Origin of the sequence: Enhydrobacter aerosaccus (genome assembly GCF_900167455.1) — a bacterium.
GTDB classification, from domain to species: Bacteria; Pseudomonadota; Alphaproteobacteria; order Reyranellales; family Reyranellaceae; genus Reyranella; species Reyranella aerosaccus.
The window spans coordinates 85,676-102,968 of the sequence record NZ_FUWJ01000003.1 but is presented as its reverse complement, the minus strand read 5'-3'; the positions used below and the strand labels follow the sequence as shown (position 1 = coordinate 102,968).

Sequence of the window (17,293 nt, the reverse complement as noted above, 5' to 3'; positions counted from 1 at the left end):
CAGGAGCGGGTCTTCTTCATTGGACCCCGGGCCGTGCGATCACTTCTTCTCTCCGCGCGTCAGCGCCCGATCCTTGGCTTCGTCGACCCACCAGGTATCGAAGGCCAGCGGTTCGTACTTGGCCGTCTTCGACGGCCGGCCGAAGCGGTTCCAGTACGCCACCAGCGCCTTGCCCGAATAGAATTGCGGGATGGCGAACATGTGCCAGGACAGGACACGGTCGAGCGCGCGTGTGCGCGTGACTAGGCTCTCGCGGTCCGGCGCGGCAATGATGAGCTCGACCAGTTGGTCGATCGCCGGATCCTTGATGCCGATGGTGTTGCGCCCGCCCGGAATATCGGCGGCCTTGGATCCCCAGAAGTCGCGCTGCTCGTTGCCGGGCGACAGCGATTCGGCCCACAGGTCGATCACCATGTCGAAATCGTAGTTGTCGGTACGCCGCTGATATTGCGAGGTGTCGACGGTCCGGATCGTCATGTCGATGCCCAGCCGCTCGAGGTTCTGCTTCACCGGCAAGGCCATCTTCTCGAACGCCGCGTCGTTCAGCAGGATCTCGAAGGCCAGCTTGCGACCGTTCTTGTCGGTCATCTTGCCGTCCTTGATCTCCCAGCCGGCTTCCTTCAGCAGCGGGATGGCCTTGCGCACCTGCTCGCGGATATTGCCTGAGCCGTCGGTCTTGGGTGGATTGTATTCGGCAGTGAAGACCTCGTCGGGAATCTTGCCGCGCAGGGGCTCCAGGATCTTGAGTTCTTCCGGCGAGGGCAGGCCCTTGGCCTCGAGCTCGCAATTGCCGAAGTAGGAACGCGTGCGCTGATAGAAGCCGTAGCTCAGATTCTTGTTCTGCCATTCGAAGTCGTACATCAGGCCAATGGCCTCGCGTACATTCCGATGCTTGAAGATGTCACGGCGCGTATTGAAGACGAAGCCCTGCATCGGCGCCGGATTCTCATGCGCAATCTCGGCCCGCTGGATGCGGCCATCGGCGATGGCCGGCAGATCCTTGTAGCCGATCATCCAGTTGCGGCCCGAATTCTCGCGCCGGATATCGGTGTCTCCGCCCTTGAAGGCTTCGAAGATGATGGTGTTGTCGCGATAGTAGTCGTAGCGGATGGTCTCGAAGTTGTTCCGTCCGCGGTTGAACCACAGGTCCCTGGCCCACCAGGTGGGGACGCGGCGATAGGTGATCGAGCGTCCCACATCGACCGAATCGACCTTGTACGGTCCGCTGCCGAGCGCCGGCTCCAGCGACACTTTCTCGAAATCCTTCCCCTTCCACCACGTCGAGGGCAGGATCGGCAGCTGCCCGAGGATCAGCGGCAGCTCGCGGTTCTTGTCGTTGCGGAACGTGAACAGCACCTTGGCATCACCGGTCTTCTCGGCCTTGATGACATCGGCGTAATAGGCGGCGTAGGTCGGCCGGCCCTTGCTCTTCAGGATGTCGAAGCTGAACACGACATCCTCCGGCGTGATGGCCGTGCCATCGTGCCACTTGGCCTGGGCGCGCAAGGTGAAGGCGACCCAGGACCGGTCCTCGGGCCACTCGATGGTTTCGGCAATCAAGCCGTAGGCGGTAAAGGCCTCCTCCGGACTGTGCCAGCACAGCGTCTCCCACAGCGAGCCCAGTCCGGCTGCCGGGACGCCCTTGAGTGTGAACGGATGCAGGGAGTCGTAGGTGCCCAGCGTGCCGAACTTGACCGCGCCCGTCTTCGGCGCAGCGGGATTGAGGAAGTCCAGTGGCCCGGGATCGGCGCCATATTTGGGTTCGCCGTGCATGGCGATGCCATGGCCGACGTGAATCTTGGACGACGTCTGGGCCCGCAGGATCGCCGGTGCCCCCACCCAGAGAGCCGCGCCCCCCGCCAGTACCTTGCGCCGTCCGATGGCCATGCCCTGCACTCCAGTTCGTGCGTTTCGCAACCTATATAACGCGGCCGAGTTGGGCCGCACTATGGCTGCCAGATTAAGCATGGTTCAGGTCGGTCGGGTTGCGGGACCTCTCTGCGGAAGGCGCGTTTGACTTCGGAAAGCGGTCGCCGCAGGCTGGAGAAATGGTCGATACGATTGATTTTGCGCCGGAATTCGATGCGCCGATCGAGTATATGCGGCGCACGCGCGAGTACTATCTCGCGCTGGGCTACGACAATCCCTATCGCTGGGCGCACTATGTCGATGCGCCGTTCCAGCCGCTCAGGAAGCCGCTGAAGGACAGCGTCCTCGCGCTCATCAGTACAGCCGCACCCTATCAGCCCGACAAGGGCGACCAGGGACCAGGAGCCGCCTACAACGCGGCGGCGAAGTTCTACACCGTCTATTCCGGTGACACGGCGGTCGATCACGACACGCGCATCAGCCATATCGGCTACGATCGCAAGCACACCACGGCGACGGACAGCAATACCTGGTTTCCTCTGTCGCTGATGCGCGAGTTTGCGCAGCAGGGCCGGTTCAAGCTGGCGCCGCGGTTCCATGGCGCACCCACCAATCGTAGCCATCGGGTGACGCTCGAGACCGATGCACCGGAGATCCTGGCGCGCTGCCGTCAGGATCAGGTCGATGCCGCCCTGCTCGTGCCTACGTGACCCGTCTGCCATCAGACCGTGAGTCTGACCGCTCGATATCTGGAACGAAACGGCATCCCCACCGTGATCATGGGGGCGGCGAAGGACATCGTCGAATGGGCCGGCGTGCCGCGCTTCCTGTTCAGCGATTTCCCGCTTGGCAATTCCTGTGGCAAGCCGCACGAGCCCGACACCCAGCGCTTCACCCTCGATCTGGCGTTGAAGGTCCTGGAGAGTGCCGTCGGCCCGCGTACGACGGTGCAGTCGCCACTGCGCTGGAACGACGACGGCGATTGGAAGCAGGACTACAACAACATAGAGCGCATGCCGGCCGAAGAGGTCGCGAGGCGTCGCGCCGAGTTCGACAAGGTGAAGCAGGTGGCGCTCGCCCAGCGCAAGCAGGCAGGGGGGGGTGATGTCCTTGCTGGGAGCGCGCCACTCCAGGGACGCGTCTCTCCTCTGTTTCAACAATCCATGAGCGCATCTGGAGTCGCGCCCTCCGAGCCATGAGCAAACCTTTTACCGGCATCAAGGTCCTCGATTTCACCCGCGTCCTGGCGGGCCCGTACGGTTCCTATCAGCTCGCGCTGCTGGGGGCCGACGTCGTCAAGGTGGAGTCGCGCGAGGGCGACGACATGCGCTACGGCACCCGCGCCAACGAGTGGGAGAAGCGCGGCCTTGCGGCGCCCTGGATCGCGGTCAACGCCGGCAAGCGGTCGATCACGCTCGATCTCAAGAAGCCCAAGGCGATCGAGATCGTGAAGCGCCTGGCCGCCCAGGCCGATGTGGTGATGGAAAATTTCCGGCCCGGCGTCATGGACAAGCTCGGCATCGGCTACGAGACGCTGAAGGCGATCAATCCCCGCCTCATCTATTGCGCCGTCTCAGGCTTCGGCCAGGTCGGGCCGGCGGCCAAGACCGCGGCCTTCGACGGCATGATCCAGGCCATGTCGGGCCTGATGTCGATCACGGGATTCCCCCAAAACGGCCCGACCCGTGTCGGCTTCGCCGGCGCCGATGTCATGTCGGGAGCGACGGCCGCCCTGGGCGTCGCCTCGGCCCTCTATCAACGTACCCATACCGGCAAGGGCCAGCTCGTCGACGTGGCCATGATCGATGCCGTGATGGCGTATCTGGCCCAGCAATTTACCGAGCACATGATCACCGGCCGGGTGCACGAGCAGAGTGCCAACCTGTCGGTGACCCGCAAGCCTACCGGCAACCTGTTCAAGACCCGGGACGGCTGGATCGTGCTGGCCGTGATGACCGACCCGCAGTTCCAGCGCCTGATGAAGGTGCTGGGACGCGACGACGCGCTGGCTGACCCGCGCTTCGTCGACTGGCCGACCCGGATCCAGAACAACAAGGCGCTGCACGAGATCGTCGAGGAGGCCCTGAAGAAGGAGACCTCGGCCGTCTGGTCCGAGCGGTTCGAGAAGGCCGACGTCCCCGCCGGCCGGGTTCTCAGTATTCCCGAGACCGCCCAGCTCGACCTGTTTCAGCACCGGACGGTGCTCCAGACGGTCGAAACCGAGCATGGTCCCATCAAGGTGGTCGGGTCGGGCTTCCGGCTGGAGCATGGTGGCGGGTCGGTCGAGCGTCCGCCGGCAACGCTGGGCCAGCATACCGATGAGGTCCTGGGCGAGGCCGGGTACTCACCGGCGGAGATCGCGGCCATCCGGCAGGCGCAGGTCGTCTGACGCTCCCGATCGGGCCGCCGCAGTCTCATCGAGCGACTATCGCGGGACAGTCTGACGCGTAGGAACCGCACTGGCAAATCTGCCACAATTCCCGTATCTAGTCGCCGTGCGGCTGCCCCTTTCCCCTCGTCGCGGGGCCCGCGCCAAGGAGGACATCTTGAAGAGACGCGACTTCGTCTCCGGTACGGCGGCCCTGGCCGCTTCCAGCGTCGCAGCGGGCTGGGTTTCGCCAGCGTCGGCTGCCACCATCAAACCCTACAGCTGGGATCTCAATCCCCCGACCGATACCCGCGAGCATTTCATCGAATGGGGCAAGGCTCGCGGCGAGGATCCGTTCTTCCTCGGCCAGCGCTGGGACCGCTTCCAGGCGCTGCTCAAGAACAAAGACATCTGGAGTGCGGCGACGATCCGCGCCTTCCTGCTGACCCCGCGCGAGGAATTCGCCTCGGTCAATCCGGCGATCCACAAGCGCGCCTACGAGCACAACTTCCTCGATATCGGGTATGGCGTGACCATGTCCGGCCCGCATCTGCAAGGCCGCATGACCAACGTCCTCGAGATCCAGCGTACGGACAAGGTGCTGGAGATCGGCACCGGCTCGGGCGTGCAATCGGCCTATGTCGCCAACCTGACCGAGAACGCCTACACGATCGAGATCATCAAGCCGCTCGCCGAGCGCACCCGCGCGCTCTACGACAAGCTGATCGACAAGGGCTACACCGAGTACCAGCACATCAAGAGCAAGAACGCCGACGGCTACTATGGCTGGGAAGAGGCGGCGCCCTTCGACAAGATCATCGTGACCTGCGGTATCGATCACGTGCCGCCGCCGCTCCTGCAGCAGCTGAAGTCCGGCGGTCTCATGGTCATCCCGGTTGGCCCCCCGGGCGCCCAGCGGGTGCTCAAGGTGGCCAAGATCCAGGGCGCCGACGGGTCGATCACGACGACGCGTGAGGACATCTACGGCGGCAAGATCGTGCCGTTCGTGCCCTTCACCAAGCTCGAAGGCGACAAGATCGTCGGCACGCACAACCGCTAAACCCATTGCTGGGGGCGCGCGACCTCGGTCGCGCGTCTTTTTCATCGTCATCGCGCATCGCCGTAGCGCGCCCCAGCAGGAGCCCAGGACTTGACCGTCTCCGTCGATCTCGACAATCGGCCGCCTCTCTCTTTCTATCTCTCCGTCGGACTGGTGGCCGGCAGCATCATCGCGCTGCAAATCGGCATCATGCGCGTCTTCTCGGTCGGCAGCTGGGCCCATTTCGGCTCGCTGGTCGTGAGCCTGGCCATGTTCGGCTTCGGCCTGACCTCGGCCGTGATGTGCGTGGGCAAGGGCTGGTTCGAGCGGCGCTGGCTGGGCGCGGTCAAGGTCGCGCTGCTGGCGTTCGGTCCGTTGATGGTGGCCTGCAACCTCGCTGCCCAGCAGGTGCCGTTCAACGCCATCTTCCTGTTGTCCGATCCGATGCAGAAGTGGCGTCTGCTGGCCAACTTCGTTCTCTACTTCCTGCCGTTCCTGGCCGGCGCGCTCTATCTCGGTGTCGTCTTCCTGAAGGCGAAGAAGACGTTCAATCGCGTCTACTTCGCCGACATGGCGGGCTCGGGCCTGTGCGGTCTATCCGTGCTGCTGGCCATGTACGTCTTCAATCCCGAGAACCTGATCATGGCGCCGCTGCTGCTGTGGCTGGCCGGCGGCCTGCTGTGGTTCGTGTCGATGCGCGATCGTGGCGGCCTCGTCGCCATCGTGGTCGTGGCCGTGCTGTCGGCCGGCGCTCACTATCTGCTGCCGGATGCGCTTGGCATCCCCAAGCTCGCCGTGTCGGACTACAAGGGCGTCGCCTATGCCCGCAAGTTCCCGGACAACCAGCGGACCTACGAGCGCGCCTCGCCGTTCGGCTACATGGAGGTCTATTCGAGCTCGTACCTGCATTTCGCGCCGGGTCTCTCTGACAACGCCGCCTTCAACCTGAAGACGATGCCGGAGAACGCCTATCTCGGTCTGTATATCGATTCGGACGGACCGTCGGGCATTATCAAGGACCTGACGCAGGACGAGGTCGCCTATTTCCGCTACCTGCCGATGTACTATCCCTATGTGCTGAAGCAGAAGCCCGACACGTTCGTGGTCCAGTTCGGCGGCGGCATCTCGACGGCGGTGGCGCTGAAGGAAGGGTCCGAGCACGTGACGGTGGCTGAGGGTAATCCGGCCATCCTGACGGCATTCCGCGAGGACAAGGGACTGCGCGCCTTCACCGGCGATATCCTCAACAATCCGAAAGTGACGGTCGTCGATTACGACGGCCGCCTCTACCTCGCGCACACCAAGAACCACTACGACGTCATCGACCTCTCGCTGGCCGATTCGGCGGGCTTGTCGAGCCCGGGCGGCTTCGCGATCGTGGAGAAGTACTCCTACACCCGCGAGGCGATGGCCGCCTATATGCGGGCCTTGAAGCCCGGCGGCATCCTGTCGGTCACGCTCTGGAACAAGGAAGAACCGCCCAAGTCGGTGCTCAAGCTCTACGCGACCATGGTAGCGGCGGCGCGTGAGATCGAAGGCCAGGACGTCGCCAAGAACTTCTACGTCGCGGCCGCCTATCTCTCGACCTCGACGGTGCTCTACAAGCGCGGCGGGTTCACGCCGGAGGATATCGCCAAGCTCAACGAGCACACCAAGGCGATGTCGTTCGACGAGATCTACTATCCGGGTATCCAGATCGATACGGCCGGGCTTTCCCAGATCCTGCAGGATTACCGCGACCAGTTCTTCTATGCCGGACCGCCGGCCGATCCGACGGCGCCGTCGGACAAGGCGGCCAGCGACGAGCCGCACGACAAGCCGCCGCCGGAACTCGCCAACGCGTCCGGTGCCAAGGATGACGGCGCGCCGCCGCCGCCTCTGGTTCCGGCCACCACGATGGGCCGTCTCGCCTGGTACTTCCTGGTGAATGGCGGCTGGGACAAGGTGGCGGACCAGTATGTGTTCGACACGCGCATCCTCACCAATCACCAGCCGTACTTCGCCGCCTATATCAAGGTGAAGGATCTGCTGAATTTCCTCGACCGCCTGGAGCTGGTGCAGGACGAGTGGGGTTATCTGCTGCTGTGGGCGACGCTTGGCATTGCCGCAATCTTCGCCTTCACCCTCGTGCTCTTTCCCGTGATCTTCGGCTGGCGCACGATCTTCAGCCGTTATCCCGGCAAGTTCGGCACCATGGTGTATTTCCTCTGCCTGGGGCTAGGCTACATCACCGTCGAAGTGGGCATGATCTCCCATTTCGTGCTGGCTCTCTCCAACGCCACCGTTTCCGCCTCGGTGCTGATCACCGGCATGCTGGTGTTCTCCGGCCTCGGCAGCTTCGCCTCGGAGCGCTTCTTCGAGCGGGCGCGCAGCTTCATGCCGCGCGTGTTCCTGGCGATCTTCGCGATCCTGGCGCTCTACGCCTTTGCCATCGACTACGCGCTCGACTGGGTCGGCACGCTGCCCTATCTGCTGCGCATCGCGCTTTGCCTGCTGTTGCTTCTGCCGCCGGCCTTCCTGATGGGTTTCCCCATGCCCACGGCGATGACCGCGCTGGGGCGCCTGGGCAAGGATCATATGTTCCTGTGGGCCTGGGGCGTGAACGGCTGCTTCTCCGTCATCGGCGCGGCCCTCGTGCCGATCGTGGCGACGAGTTTCGGTCTGCCGGCCGTGGTGCTGGTGGGGGCGATTGCCTATCTCGTCGCCTTGCCCGCGTTCTTCTCCGTGCTGAAGCCGCTCAGTGAGAAGCGGCTTGCGGTCGCGTGAAGCGCCGGGCGCTGCTGCTAGGGTTTCTGCTCTTGCCCACGGCAGCGCGCGCGCGAACGACCAAGCAAGCCTCCAAGAAGCAATCGGCGCGTCCGGCACCTAAGCCGGCGCCCCCGGCGCCCGCCGTTCGGTCGAGCGCCGGGCTGCAGCCCTTGAAAGAGGCGAAGACCCAGCTGGTCGATTTCAATGCCTCGCCGTTTCCCTATCGCGGCTTCATCCCGGGCACCAACAAGCCGTTCCTCGATGTGCGCGACGGCAAGCGCCGCGGCCACACAACCCTGCGCGGCGATATCTGCTGGGAAGACACGACCTACTCGGATCGTCGCTCGCTGCTGTATCTTCCGGCCGGCTTCAACCCGGAACTGCCGTCGCTGATCGTGATGTTCCTGCATGGCCAGGGGGCCACGCTCGAGCGCGATGTGATGCAGCGCCAGGGAGTGCCGCGCCAGGTTTCGGAATCCGGAAAGAACGTGGCGCTGGTGGCGCCTCAGCTCGCGGTCGACGCTGCCGATTCGAGCGCCGGCAATTTCTGGCGGCCTGGCCATTTTGCCGCCTACATCGACGAAGCGGCCGAGCGACTGATGCGGCTCTACGGCGACAAGCGGGCCGGCCCCCGGTTCAACGCGGCGCCGGTCGTGATCATCTCCTATAGTGGCGGCTATCTGTCGACAGCCTACGCGCTTGAGCGCGGAGGCGCGGTCTACCGCGTGAAGGGCGTGATCCTGATGGACTCGCTTTACGGCGACGAGGACAAGTTCGCAGGCTGGGCCGCAGCGCGGCGCCAGCTCGGCTTCTTGTTGAGTGCCTACACCGACTCGACGCGCGACGACAATGCAGCGCTGCAGAATATGCTCGCCAAGCGCCGTATTCGGTATGTCAGCGCACTGCCGCCCAGCCTGGCGCCCGGCACGATGGCGTTCGTCTCTTGCGGCGGCGCCGATCTTCATGGCGATTTTGTTACACGCGCCTGGACGGCTGATCCTGTGAAGCAGGCGCTGTCGATGATTCCGGGCTACGAGCAGACCATTCCATCGAAGCCCGAGCCGCCGGCTCGTGCTAAGAAGAGGGTATGAGCGATACTCTGCGCCAGGAGCTCCTGGAGATTTTCGTCGGCCGTGCGACACGGCGTTACGGCCTGAGCGACGTCAATCAACTACAGCACGCGCTGCAGGCGGCCGCGCTGGCCGAAGCCGATGGCGCTTCGCCGGCGACCGTGCTGGCTTCGCTGCTGCACGATGTCGGCCACATGATCCATCAGCTGGGAGAGGATCCCGCCGCGCGCGGCGTCGATGACGTGCACGAGGAACTGGGGGCCAAGTGGCTGGCCCAGCGCTTCGGCCCAGAGGTGAGTGAGCCCGTCCGCCTGCATGTCGCGGCGAAGCGGTACCTTTGCACCGTCGAGGCGGATTACTTTTCCAAGCTCGCCCCTGATTCGGTGCGCAGTCTGGAGCTGCAGGGCGGGTTGATGTCACCAGACGAGGTCGATGATTTCCGGGCTCTTCCGCATCATGCCGAAGCAGTCCGGCTGCGCCGTTACGACGAGGGCGCCAAGGATCCGCAAGCTTCGACCGCGGATTTCGATCACTTCCTGCGTCATGTCGAGGCCTGCCGCCTGCAATGATCTCTCGCCGCGATATCGAGGCGGCCTGGGTCCGCATCCGGCCCCATGTGCGCCGTACGCCAGCGCTCGAACTGACCGCAGGCACCTTCGGCCTCGCCGAGCCGCTGGCTCTGAAGCTGGAATCGCTACAGGTGAGCGGGTCCTTCAAGGGACGCGGCGCCTTTCACAAACTTCTGGTCTCGAAGGTGCCGGAGGCCGGCGTGATCGCGGCGTCGGGTGGCAACCATGGCGCCGCCGTTGCCTACGCTGCACGAGCGCTTGGCCATCGCGCTGAAATCTTCGTGCCGACGATCTCGGCACCAACCAAGGTGGCGCGGCTGAAGAGCTATGGCGCGGTCGTGCATCAGGTGGGCGCGGTCTATGCGGAAGCGCGTGCCGCGTCGGAGAAGCGCGCCGCCGAAACGGGTGCTTTGGCCGTCCACGCCTACGAGGATCCGGAGGTTTTCGCCGGCGCTGGCAGCGTGGCGCTCGAATTTGCCGAGCAGGCGCCGTTCGACACTCTGCTCGTGGCGGTTGGAGGCGGCGGGTTGATTGCGGGCTGTGCCGCTGCCGTCGGCGATAAGGTGAAGGTCGTCGCGGTGGAGACCGAAGGCACGCCGACAATGTACGAGGCGCGGCGCGCCGGTCAGCCGGTCGAGGTGAAGATCTCCGGGATCGCGGCCGATGCGCTCGGAGCGAGCCGCATCGGCGCACCCAATTTCGAGATCGCGCAGAAACTCGTCGCCGATTCGATCCTGGTCACGGACGATGCAGTTCGCGCCGCCCAACGCGCGCTGTGGGACGAGCTGCGGATCATTGCGGAGCCAGCGGGTGCGACCGGCCTCGCAGCTCTCCTGTCCGGTGCCTACCGGCCCGTGGCCGGCGAACGGCTGGCGACGCTCGTTTGTGGCGCGAACACGGAGCCCGGCTCGGTACTCTAGCCGGTGCCCGCTAGGGCATCGGCACGTCGCGCATCTTCGGCACCATCACCTGCATCTCACCCCACGGCTCGAGGGTCGTGCGCGTCTTGCGCAGGTACTGGGCAATCGTGCCGATCTCGACATCGTTGAGCGTGTCGCGGAAGCCCGGCATCGTCGGGCCGGGAACGCCTTCTGCGCGATGGATGCCGTCCAGGATGATATGTAGGAGGTTGTTCGGTACTGGCATCCACAGCGCCGAGCTGAGCCCGATGGGCGAGCGCGCTGCCTCCGGTGTGGCGCCAGGTTGCTCGTGGCACCGGCCACAGGCCGCGATATACGCCCTCGACCCGATGCGCTCGGCCTCGTCGCGCGGCTCGGGCGAGGCGAGCGCCTTGACAATGCCCCGCTCATGGTTGGGCCGAGTCGTCATCAGCTCACTCATGTAGAGGGCGATGGCATCGATATCGGAGTCGGGCAGGGCGCGCAGGCTGCGGACGACCTTCTGCATCGCCATGAGCGCTGTGCCATGCGTCTCGCTCTGGCCATCCCGCAGGTAATGGGCGAGTTCCGATCGGCGCCACGGCGCGGGCGACGGCGTGATGTCGAGCGGCGTTGCCCACAACATCCCGAAGAGAGCACCGGCGTAAGGGTGGCCGCGCTCCTCGGCGCCGAGCAAGTTGCGCGGTGTATGGCAGTCGGCGCAATGCGTGAGGCCTTCGACCAGATAGGCGCCGCGATTCCATTCGGCGTCGTGTGTCGGGTCAGGTCTGTAGGGGCCGGGCTCGAGATAGATCGCTTTCCAGGCCGCCTGCAGGGCGCGAACATCCAATGGGAACGGGATGGTGTTCGGACGCGCTGGCGCCTTCACGGGCGGCAGAGTCATCAGATAGGCATAGAGCGCGCCGACATCCGCGTCGCTGAGCTTGGTTAAGTGGACGAACGGGAAGACCGGGAACAGGTGCTTGCCATCGCGGGCCACGCCGTCGCGGAGGGCGCGCGCGAAGGCAGCCAGCGACCAGCGCCCGATGCCAGCCTCAGGATCCGGCGTGATATTCGTCGAGAAAATGGTGCCGAACTTGCGCTGGAAGGGAACGCCGCCCGCGCCGACCGGGCCGTTGCCAATGGTATGACAGTCGATGCATCCACCGGCACTCGCCAGTGCCTGTCCTCTTGCTACCAGCTCGGTGGGGAAAGACGAAGCGACGGGAGGGTCGATCGGCGCGATGGCCGGGCGCCAGGCCACGGCCAGATAGGCCAGGACAGCGACGCCGCCGACGCCAACAAGGGCGAGAAACCACCGCCTGACCAACTGCCACTCCCCGATTCAAGCGGCGGCACCCTAGCGGAGACGGGGACCTAGATGAAGTGACAGGCCGCCTGCGTGCCGACGCCGATGGCGCGCAATGAGGGAGGTTCGACCTTGCATCGTGCCTGCGCCATGGGGCAGCGCGAATGGAACGGGCAGCCAGTCGGCGGATCGAGTGGGCTTGGCAATTCACCTTGCAGGATCGTGCGCCGCCGTGCCCGCGCCAGTTTCGGGTTGGCGATGGGGGCCGCCGCCAGGAGGGCCCTGGTGTACGGATGTTGGGGCTCGCGCCAGATCCGGTCGCGACTGCCGATCTCGACGATGGTGCCGAGATACATGACGGCGACACGGTCTGCGATGTGCTCCACGACCGAAAGATCGTGGCTGATGAAAAGATAGGACATGCCGACCTTCGCCTTGAGGTCCTCGAGCAGGTTGATGACCTGCGCGCGCACCGACACATCGAGAGCGGAGACGGGCTCGTCGCAGATGATCAGCTTGGGGTTGAGGGCGAGGGCCCGGGCAATGCCGATTCGTTGCCTCTGGCCGCCCGAAAATTCGTGCGGGTAGCGTTGCCGGGCTTCGGGCGGCAGCCCGACCCAGCTCAGTAGCATATCGACGCGTTCGGCAATGGCGTCGCGCTTCCAGCCGGCCAGGACCAGCGGCTGGGCCACGCTGCGGCCCACCGTCGAGCGCGGATTGAGCGAACCGTAGGGATCCTGGAAGATCATCTGGACCTTGCGCCGCAGCTCGGTCAGCGCGGCACCATCGAGGGGGGCGATATCGGCACCGTCGATCCTGATCTCGCCGGCCGACGTCGGCACGAGCCGCAGGATCGCCTTGCCGAGCGTGGACTTGCCGCAGCCCGACTCGCCCACGAGCCCCAGTGTCTCGCCGACGGCGAGATCGAGGCTGACGCCGTTGACGGCCTGCACCTGCCCGGCCGCAGTATTGAAGCGCACATGCACGTCGTCCAGGACGAGAAGGGCGCTCATGCGGCTTCGCCGGCGACCGCGAAGCAGGCGACCAGCCGGCCGGCCACTGGTACCGTCAGACTCGGCTTCTCCCGACGACACCGCTCCATCGCCCTGGAACAGCGCGGCGCGAAGGCGCATCCCCCGGGGAGCGCATTGAGCGCCGGCACCATGCCGGGAATATCGGCCAGGCGGTCGCCCCGTGTCGCTCCCGGCACCGGCGTCGCGCCGATCAGGCCGGCGGTATAGGGATGAAGCGGTTCCTCGAACAGGTCATCGACGGCGGCCTCCTCGACCTTGCGGCCGGCATACATCACGACGACGCGATCCGCGGTTTCGGCCACCACTCCCAGGTCGTGGGTGATGAAGATCATGGCCATGCCCGCTTCCGCCTGCAGCCGCTTGAGCAGCGCCAGCACCTGGGCCTGCACCGTCACATCGAGCGCCGTGGTGGGCTCGTCGGCGATGAGCACGGACGGGCGGCAGGCGATCGCCATCGCAATCACCACGCGCTGGCACATGCCGCCGGAAAGCTGATGCGGATAGGCATCGAGGCGGCGCCCCGCGTCGGGCATGCCGACCTGTTCCAGCAATTCGTGAGCACGGGCCCGTGCCTGGAAGCGGCCGAGGCCGCTATGAGCCATGACCACTTCGGCGATCTGCTTCTCGATCGTGACCACGGGATTGAGGGCGCTCATCGGGTCCTGGAAGATCATGCCGATTTCCTTGCCACGGATGTCGAGCATTGCCTCCTCGTCGAGCGGCACGATGTCCTGGCCGTTCAGCTTCACTTCGCCGCCCACGATGCGCGCCGGCGGGTCGGGCAACAGCCGCATGATCGAGAGGGCGGAAAGGGATTTCCCGCAGCCGGATTCGCCAACCAGGGCGACTGTCTCGCCGGCGCCGACGGAAAGGCTCAGTCCATCGACGGCCTTCATCTCACCGCGTCGCGTGAACAGGGTCGTGCGGAGATCGCGAACCTCGAGCGGAATAGCCGTCATGTCAGCGATCGCGAAGCTTGGGATTGAGGGCATCGTTCAGCCCGTCGCCGATCAGGTTGAGGCAGAGGACCGTCACCATGATTGCGATCCCTGGGATCGCGCAGATGTACCAGGAGCTGCGGATGAGCTGACGTCCGTCGCCGACCAGCCGGCCCCAGCTTGCGACATTCGGATCGCCCAATCCCAGGAAAGACACCGCCGACTCGAACAGGATGGCGCTGGCCACGACCAGCGACGACAGGACGATTACCGGCGGCAGGGCGTTGGGCAGGATCTCACGAACGATGATGCCGGGGGCGTGCATGCCCATGCTGCGGCAGGCCTGGACGAACTCGCGGTCGCGCAACGCCAGAAACTCCGCTCGTGTCATGCGCGCGATCGGCGTCCAGCTGACGATGCCGATGGCGATGACGATGTTGTGCAGGGTCGAGCCCAGGATCACCACGATGGTGAGCACGAAGATCAGATTGGGAATGGTCTGGAACAGTTCCACCGCGCGCATCGCCGCCTCGTCGATCCAGCCGCCGAAATAGCCCGCGATGGCGCCGACACTGACGCCGATCAGCGTCGCCATGGCCGAGGCGAACAGGCCGATCAGCAGGGTGGCGCGGGCGCCATGCACCAGCATGGCCAGCATGTCGCGGCCAAGCGAATCGGTGCCAAGAGGAAAGGCCGGATCCTCGCCCGGCCAGAGCTCCGGCGGACCGACCATGCGCAGCGGGTCGGTCGGAAAGAGAAGTGGTGCCGCCAGCGCGGTGACTGTCACCAGCAGGATCAGAAGTGCGCCGATCAAGGCGCCTCGATTTCGGGTGAACCGGCGCAGGAAGGCGAAGCGTTCCATCACCGGATCTCGATGCGCGGATCGAGCCACATATAGACGAGGTCGACGGCGATGTTGGCCGCGATCACCACCAGCGAGCCCAGCACCATGATGCCCAGCACGACCGGGTAATTCCGCGAGCTGACGCTGTCGAACAGCAGCGAGCCGATGCCGGGCCAGCTGAACACGCTCTCGATGACGACGCTGCCGGCGAGGATCGTGCCCATCTGCACGCCGAGGATGGTCACGACCGGCAGCAGGGCGTTGCGCAAGACATGGGACAGGGTAACGCGAGTGCGCGACAGGCCCTTGGCACGTGCCGTGCGGACGAAGTCGAGCTGCGCCACTTCCAGCATCGAGGCCCGCATCACGCGGGCATAGATGGCGGCGTAGAACAGGCCCAGCGCCAGGGTCGGCAGGATCAGGTGATGCAGGATGTCGAGAAGGCCGCCGCCACCGCCGATCGTCGCCATGCCACCCACCGGCAGCCAGCCGAGCTTCACCGCGAACAGCACGATCATCATGATGCCGAGCCAGAAGGAGGGCGCGGCGAAGAAGAACATGGCGGCCACCGACACCACCGTGTCCCAGAGGGTGCGTACCTTGGTCGAGGCGACGACTCCCGCCGAAACGCCGACCGCGAAGGCGAGCGTGATGCTCGACAGCATGAGCAGAAGAGTGGCCGGCAGGCCCACCCAGATCGCCTGCAGCACCGGCATGTTCTGGCGATAGGAGAAGCCGAAATCGAGATGCAGCAGCGCCCAGACATACTTCACGAGCTGCAGCCATGTCGGATCGTCGAGCCCGTAAGTGCGGCGCAGGAGTTCGACCGTGGCGGGATCGCTGACCTGGTTCTCGGCCGTCATCACGTCGAGGAAATTGCCGGGCGCCAGATGGATCAGCACGAAGTTGATCACGACCACGCCCAGCATCAGCGGCACGGCCTGGATCAGCCGGCGCCTCAGGAGGCGCAGCGTGGCCGCGCGGCGCGAAGAACTCCTTGTCGAGACAGCGCCGCTCAGCTGGCCAGCCATATGTCGTGCCAGCTTGCCGCCAGATAGTTGGGGTCGTTGGAGTGGTCCTGCACCTTGGTGCTGGCGATCGTGATGGATTCGAGCTCCAGCAACGGCAACAGTGGCGCTTCTCTCGTAATGATCTTCTGGAACTCGACCACCATGTCCTTGCGCTTGGCGGGATCGGTCTCGACCTTGATCCTGTCCACCAGGGCATCGACCTCGTCGGTGTGGAAGCCCGAGGCATTGCGGAAGGGAATGCCCTTCTTGATGCCGTCGCTGGTGTAGTACTGGGTGGTCGCCGGCACCGGCTCCGATGGGTTCGACTGGTTGGAGATCGCCAGATCGAAGTCGTAATCGGTATAGATGCGCTTGAACGAGGTCGGGCGGTCGGGCACCGACAGATTGATGCCGACGCCGATATCCTCCAGCGCCTGCTTCACGTAGGAACCGATCTTGCCGTTCTCGGCAAACCAGCCGGCCGCCAGCAGATTGAGCGTGAATCGCTTGCCGTCCGGTTTCTTCGCGAAGCCGGCGCCGTCGAGCAGCGCCGCCGCCTTCTTCGGATCGAACTCGGTCTTGTACGTGTCCGGGGTGAAGAAGGCGGTGTTCGGCGAATAGATCGGACCGGTACCCGGTCGCGCATAGCCGTAATAGACGGTCTTGCCGATCAGGTTGCGGTCGATGGCATGGAACATGGCCTGCCGCACCTCGCGTTTGGCGAAGATCGGATTGCGCATGTTGCATTCGAGCGTCGTCGACCAGACGCTTTCCTCGTAGCCCTTCGAAGTGGCGACGAATTTCCCGGTCGCTGTCAGCCGCTTGATATCCGGCGGAGCGACGGGATTGAACACACCGATATGGATCTCTCCGGCCTCTATGGCGGCGGCGCGGCCGGCCGGATCGCGGACGTAGCGGATGATCAGGCGATCCATGTAGGGAAAGCCCGGCCGCCAATAGGACTCGTTCTTCACGTATTCGAAATGGCTGCCCCGCACCCATTCCTTGAATTTCCACGGGCCCGTGCCGATCGGCGCGTTGTTGGCGGGATTGGTCACGGGGTCGCTGCCCTCGTAGACGTGCTTGGGCACGATGTAGTTCACGCCGCCGCACAGCAGGGAGGCGAAGAAGAATTCCGGCGTCGGGTTGTTGAACGTCATCACGACGGTATCCGGGGCGGACGCCGCGATCCCGGCGAAGTCACTGAGCGCCGGCGCCGCGGCGTACTTCTTCCAGATCTCGTTGACCGAGTAGATGACGTCGTCGACCGTCATCGGCTTGCCGTCGTGGAAGGTCACGCCCTGGCGGATCTTGACCGTGTAGGACTTGAAGTCGGGTGCGGGCTTCCACGATTCGGCCAGTTCGCCCACGAACTCGCCGCTCATCTGGCGATTAGCAAGCCGCTCGAAGAGCTTGGACGAGGAGAAGGTGGGGCTCGAGCCGCCGCCGGCCGGCACGTAGCAGGCTTGCGGTTCGCCGCCACCCCACGTGGCGACCAGCGTGCCGCCACGGCGGGGTTCCCCTTGCGCCCATGAACGTTGAGCCATGGTGCCGGTCAGGCCGGTTGCGAGGATGCCGCTCCCAAATACGCGACGCGAGATCTGGCTCATCACACCC

General features: G+C 65.0%; 13 protein-coding genes and 1 pseudogene. 7 read left to right on the top strand and 7 right to left on the bottom strand.

The window, feature by feature from the left end; translation table 11 throughout:
- Positions 1 to 39: 39 nt before the first annotated feature.
- On the bottom strand, positions 40 to 1,887 hold the full coding sequence (locus B5D62_RS15805) for an extracellular solute-binding protein (RefSeq protein WP_085934878.1): 1,848 nt from the start codon (positions 1,885 to 1,887) through the stop codon (positions 40 to 42).
- Positions 1,888 to 2,048: 161 nt separating this feature from the next.
- Between B5D62_RS15805 and B5D62_RS34000 the strand changes: the two are divergent.
- The 7 genes and pseudogenes from B5D62_RS34000 to B5D62_RS15770 all read left to right on the top strand — a co-directional run.
- Positions 2,049 to 2,954: pseudogene (locus B5D62_RS34000) on the top strand (glycine reductase); the annotation flags it as partial.
- 110 nt (positions 2,955 to 3,064) lie between these two features.
- Positions 3,065 to 4,258 carry a CaiB/BaiF CoA transferase family protein gene (locus B5D62_RS15795; RefSeq protein ID WP_085934877.1) on the top strand — a complete coding sequence of 398 codons (1,194 nt, stop codon included), beginning with the start codon at positions 3,065 to 3,067 and terminating at the stop codon, positions 4,256 to 4,258.
- Between the two features lie 157 nt (positions 4,259 to 4,415).
- Entirely contained in the window at positions 4,416 to 5,297 is an 882-nt protein-coding gene (locus B5D62_RS15790) for a protein-L-isoaspartate O-methyltransferase family protein (protein ID WP_085934876.1), read from the top strand.
- A 90-nt stretch (positions 5,298 to 5,387) separates the two neighbouring features.
- A complete protein-coding gene (locus B5D62_RS15785) occupies positions 5,388 to 8,042 on the top strand; it encodes a hypothetical protein (RefSeq protein WP_085934875.1) in 2,655 nt (884 codons plus the stop codon).
- A 152-nt stretch (positions 8,043 to 8,194) separates the two neighbouring features.
- Entirely contained in the window at positions 8,195 to 9,115 is a 921-nt protein-coding gene (locus tag B5D62_RS15780) for an alpha/beta hydrolase (protein WP_139373915.1), read from the top strand.
- Positions 9,112 to 9,663, top strand: coding sequence for an HD domain-containing protein (locus B5D62_RS15775; RefSeq protein ID WP_085934873.1), 552 nt, complete (start codon positions 9,112 to 9,114; stop codon positions 9,661 to 9,663). Before B5D62_RS15780 ends, B5D62_RS15775 begins: the two co-directional genes overlap by 4 nt.
- Entirely contained in the window at positions 9,660 to 10,583 is a 924-nt protein-coding gene (locus B5D62_RS15770) for a threonine/serine dehydratase (protein WP_085934872.1), read from the top strand. The genes B5D62_RS15775 and B5D62_RS15770 overlap by 4 nt, the downstream gene beginning before the upstream one ends.
- Before the next feature lie 10 nt (positions 10,584 to 10,593).
- Here B5D62_RS15770 and B5D62_RS15765 read toward each other — a convergent pair whose 3' ends face one another.
- Genes B5D62_RS15765 through B5D62_RS15740 form a run of 6 tightly spaced genes read right to left on the bottom strand, consistent with a single transcriptional unit; the run spans position 10,594 to position 17,286 of the window.
- The gene (locus tag B5D62_RS15765; protein WP_085934871.1) at positions 10,594 to 11,871 is read right to left on the bottom strand and encodes a cytochrome c; all 1,278 of its coding nucleotides are present in this window, start codon (positions 11,869 to 11,871) and stop codon (positions 10,594 to 10,596) included.
- A 47-nt stretch (positions 11,872 to 11,918) separates the two neighbouring features.
- Positions 11,919 to 12,863, bottom strand: coding sequence for an ABC transporter ATP-binding protein (locus B5D62_RS15760; RefSeq protein ID WP_085934870.1), 945 nt, complete (start codon positions 12,861 to 12,863; stop codon positions 11,919 to 11,921).
- A complete protein-coding gene (locus tag B5D62_RS15755) occupies positions 12,860 to 13,852 on the bottom strand; it encodes an ABC transporter ATP-binding protein (protein WP_419188790.1) in 993 nt (330 codons plus the stop codon). The genes B5D62_RS15760 and B5D62_RS15755 overlap by 4 nt, the downstream gene beginning before the upstream one ends.
- Complete coding sequence (locus tag B5D62_RS15750) at positions 13,845 to 14,684, bottom strand: ABC transporter permease (RefSeq protein ID WP_085934868.1); 840 nt, start codon at positions 14,682 to 14,684, stop codon at positions 13,845 to 13,847. Before B5D62_RS15750 ends, B5D62_RS15755 begins: the two co-directional genes overlap by 8 nt.
- Entirely contained in the window at positions 14,684 to 15,697 is a 1,014-nt protein-coding gene (locus B5D62_RS15745) for an ABC transporter permease (RefSeq protein ID WP_085934867.1), read from the bottom strand. Before B5D62_RS15745 ends, B5D62_RS15750 begins: the two co-directional genes overlap by 1 nt.
- Positions 15,682 to 17,286: an ABC transporter substrate-binding protein gene (locus B5D62_RS15740; RefSeq protein ID WP_139373913.1), complete on the bottom strand. Its 1,605-nt coding sequence runs from the start codon at positions 17,284 to 17,286 to the stop codon at positions 15,682 to 15,684. The genes B5D62_RS15745 and B5D62_RS15740 overlap by 16 nt, the downstream gene beginning before the upstream one ends.
- Between the last annotated feature and the right edge of the window lie 7 nt (positions 17,287 to 17,293).

Bases quoted from the DNA above. Each gene is read 5' to 3' on its own strand.
- B5D62_RS15795 (WP_085934877.1), top strand. From the start codon at position 3,065: ATGAGCAAACCTTTTACCGGCATCAAGGTCCTCGATTTCACCCGCGTC.
- B5D62_RS15750 (WP_085934868.1), bottom strand. From the start codon at position 14,684: ATGGAACGCTTCGCCTTCCTGCGCCGGTTCACCCGAAATCGAGGCGCC.
- B5D62_RS15745 (WP_085934867.1), bottom strand. From the start codon at position 15,697: ATGGCTGGCCAGCTGAGCGGCGCTGTCTCGACAAGGAGTTCTTCGCGC.
- B5D62_RS15770 (WP_085934872.1), top strand. From the start codon at position 9,660: ATGATCTCTCGCCGCGATATCGAGGCGGCCTGGGTCCGCATCCGGCCC.
- B5D62_RS15775 (WP_085934873.1), top strand. From the start codon at position 9,112: ATGAGCGATACTCTGCGCCAGGAGCTCCTGGAGATTTTCGTCGGCCGT.
- B5D62_RS15740 (WP_139373913.1), bottom strand. From the start codon at position 17,286: ATGAGCCAGATCTCGCGTCGCGTATTTGGGAGCGGCATCCTCGCAACC.
- B5D62_RS15760 (WP_085934870.1), bottom strand. From the start codon at position 12,863: ATGAGCGCCCTTCTCGTCCTGGACGACGTGCATGTGCGCTTCAATACT.
- B5D62_RS15805 (WP_085934878.1), bottom strand. From the start codon at position 1,887: ATGGCCATCGGACGGCGCAAGGTACTGGCGGGGGGCGCGGCTCTCTGG.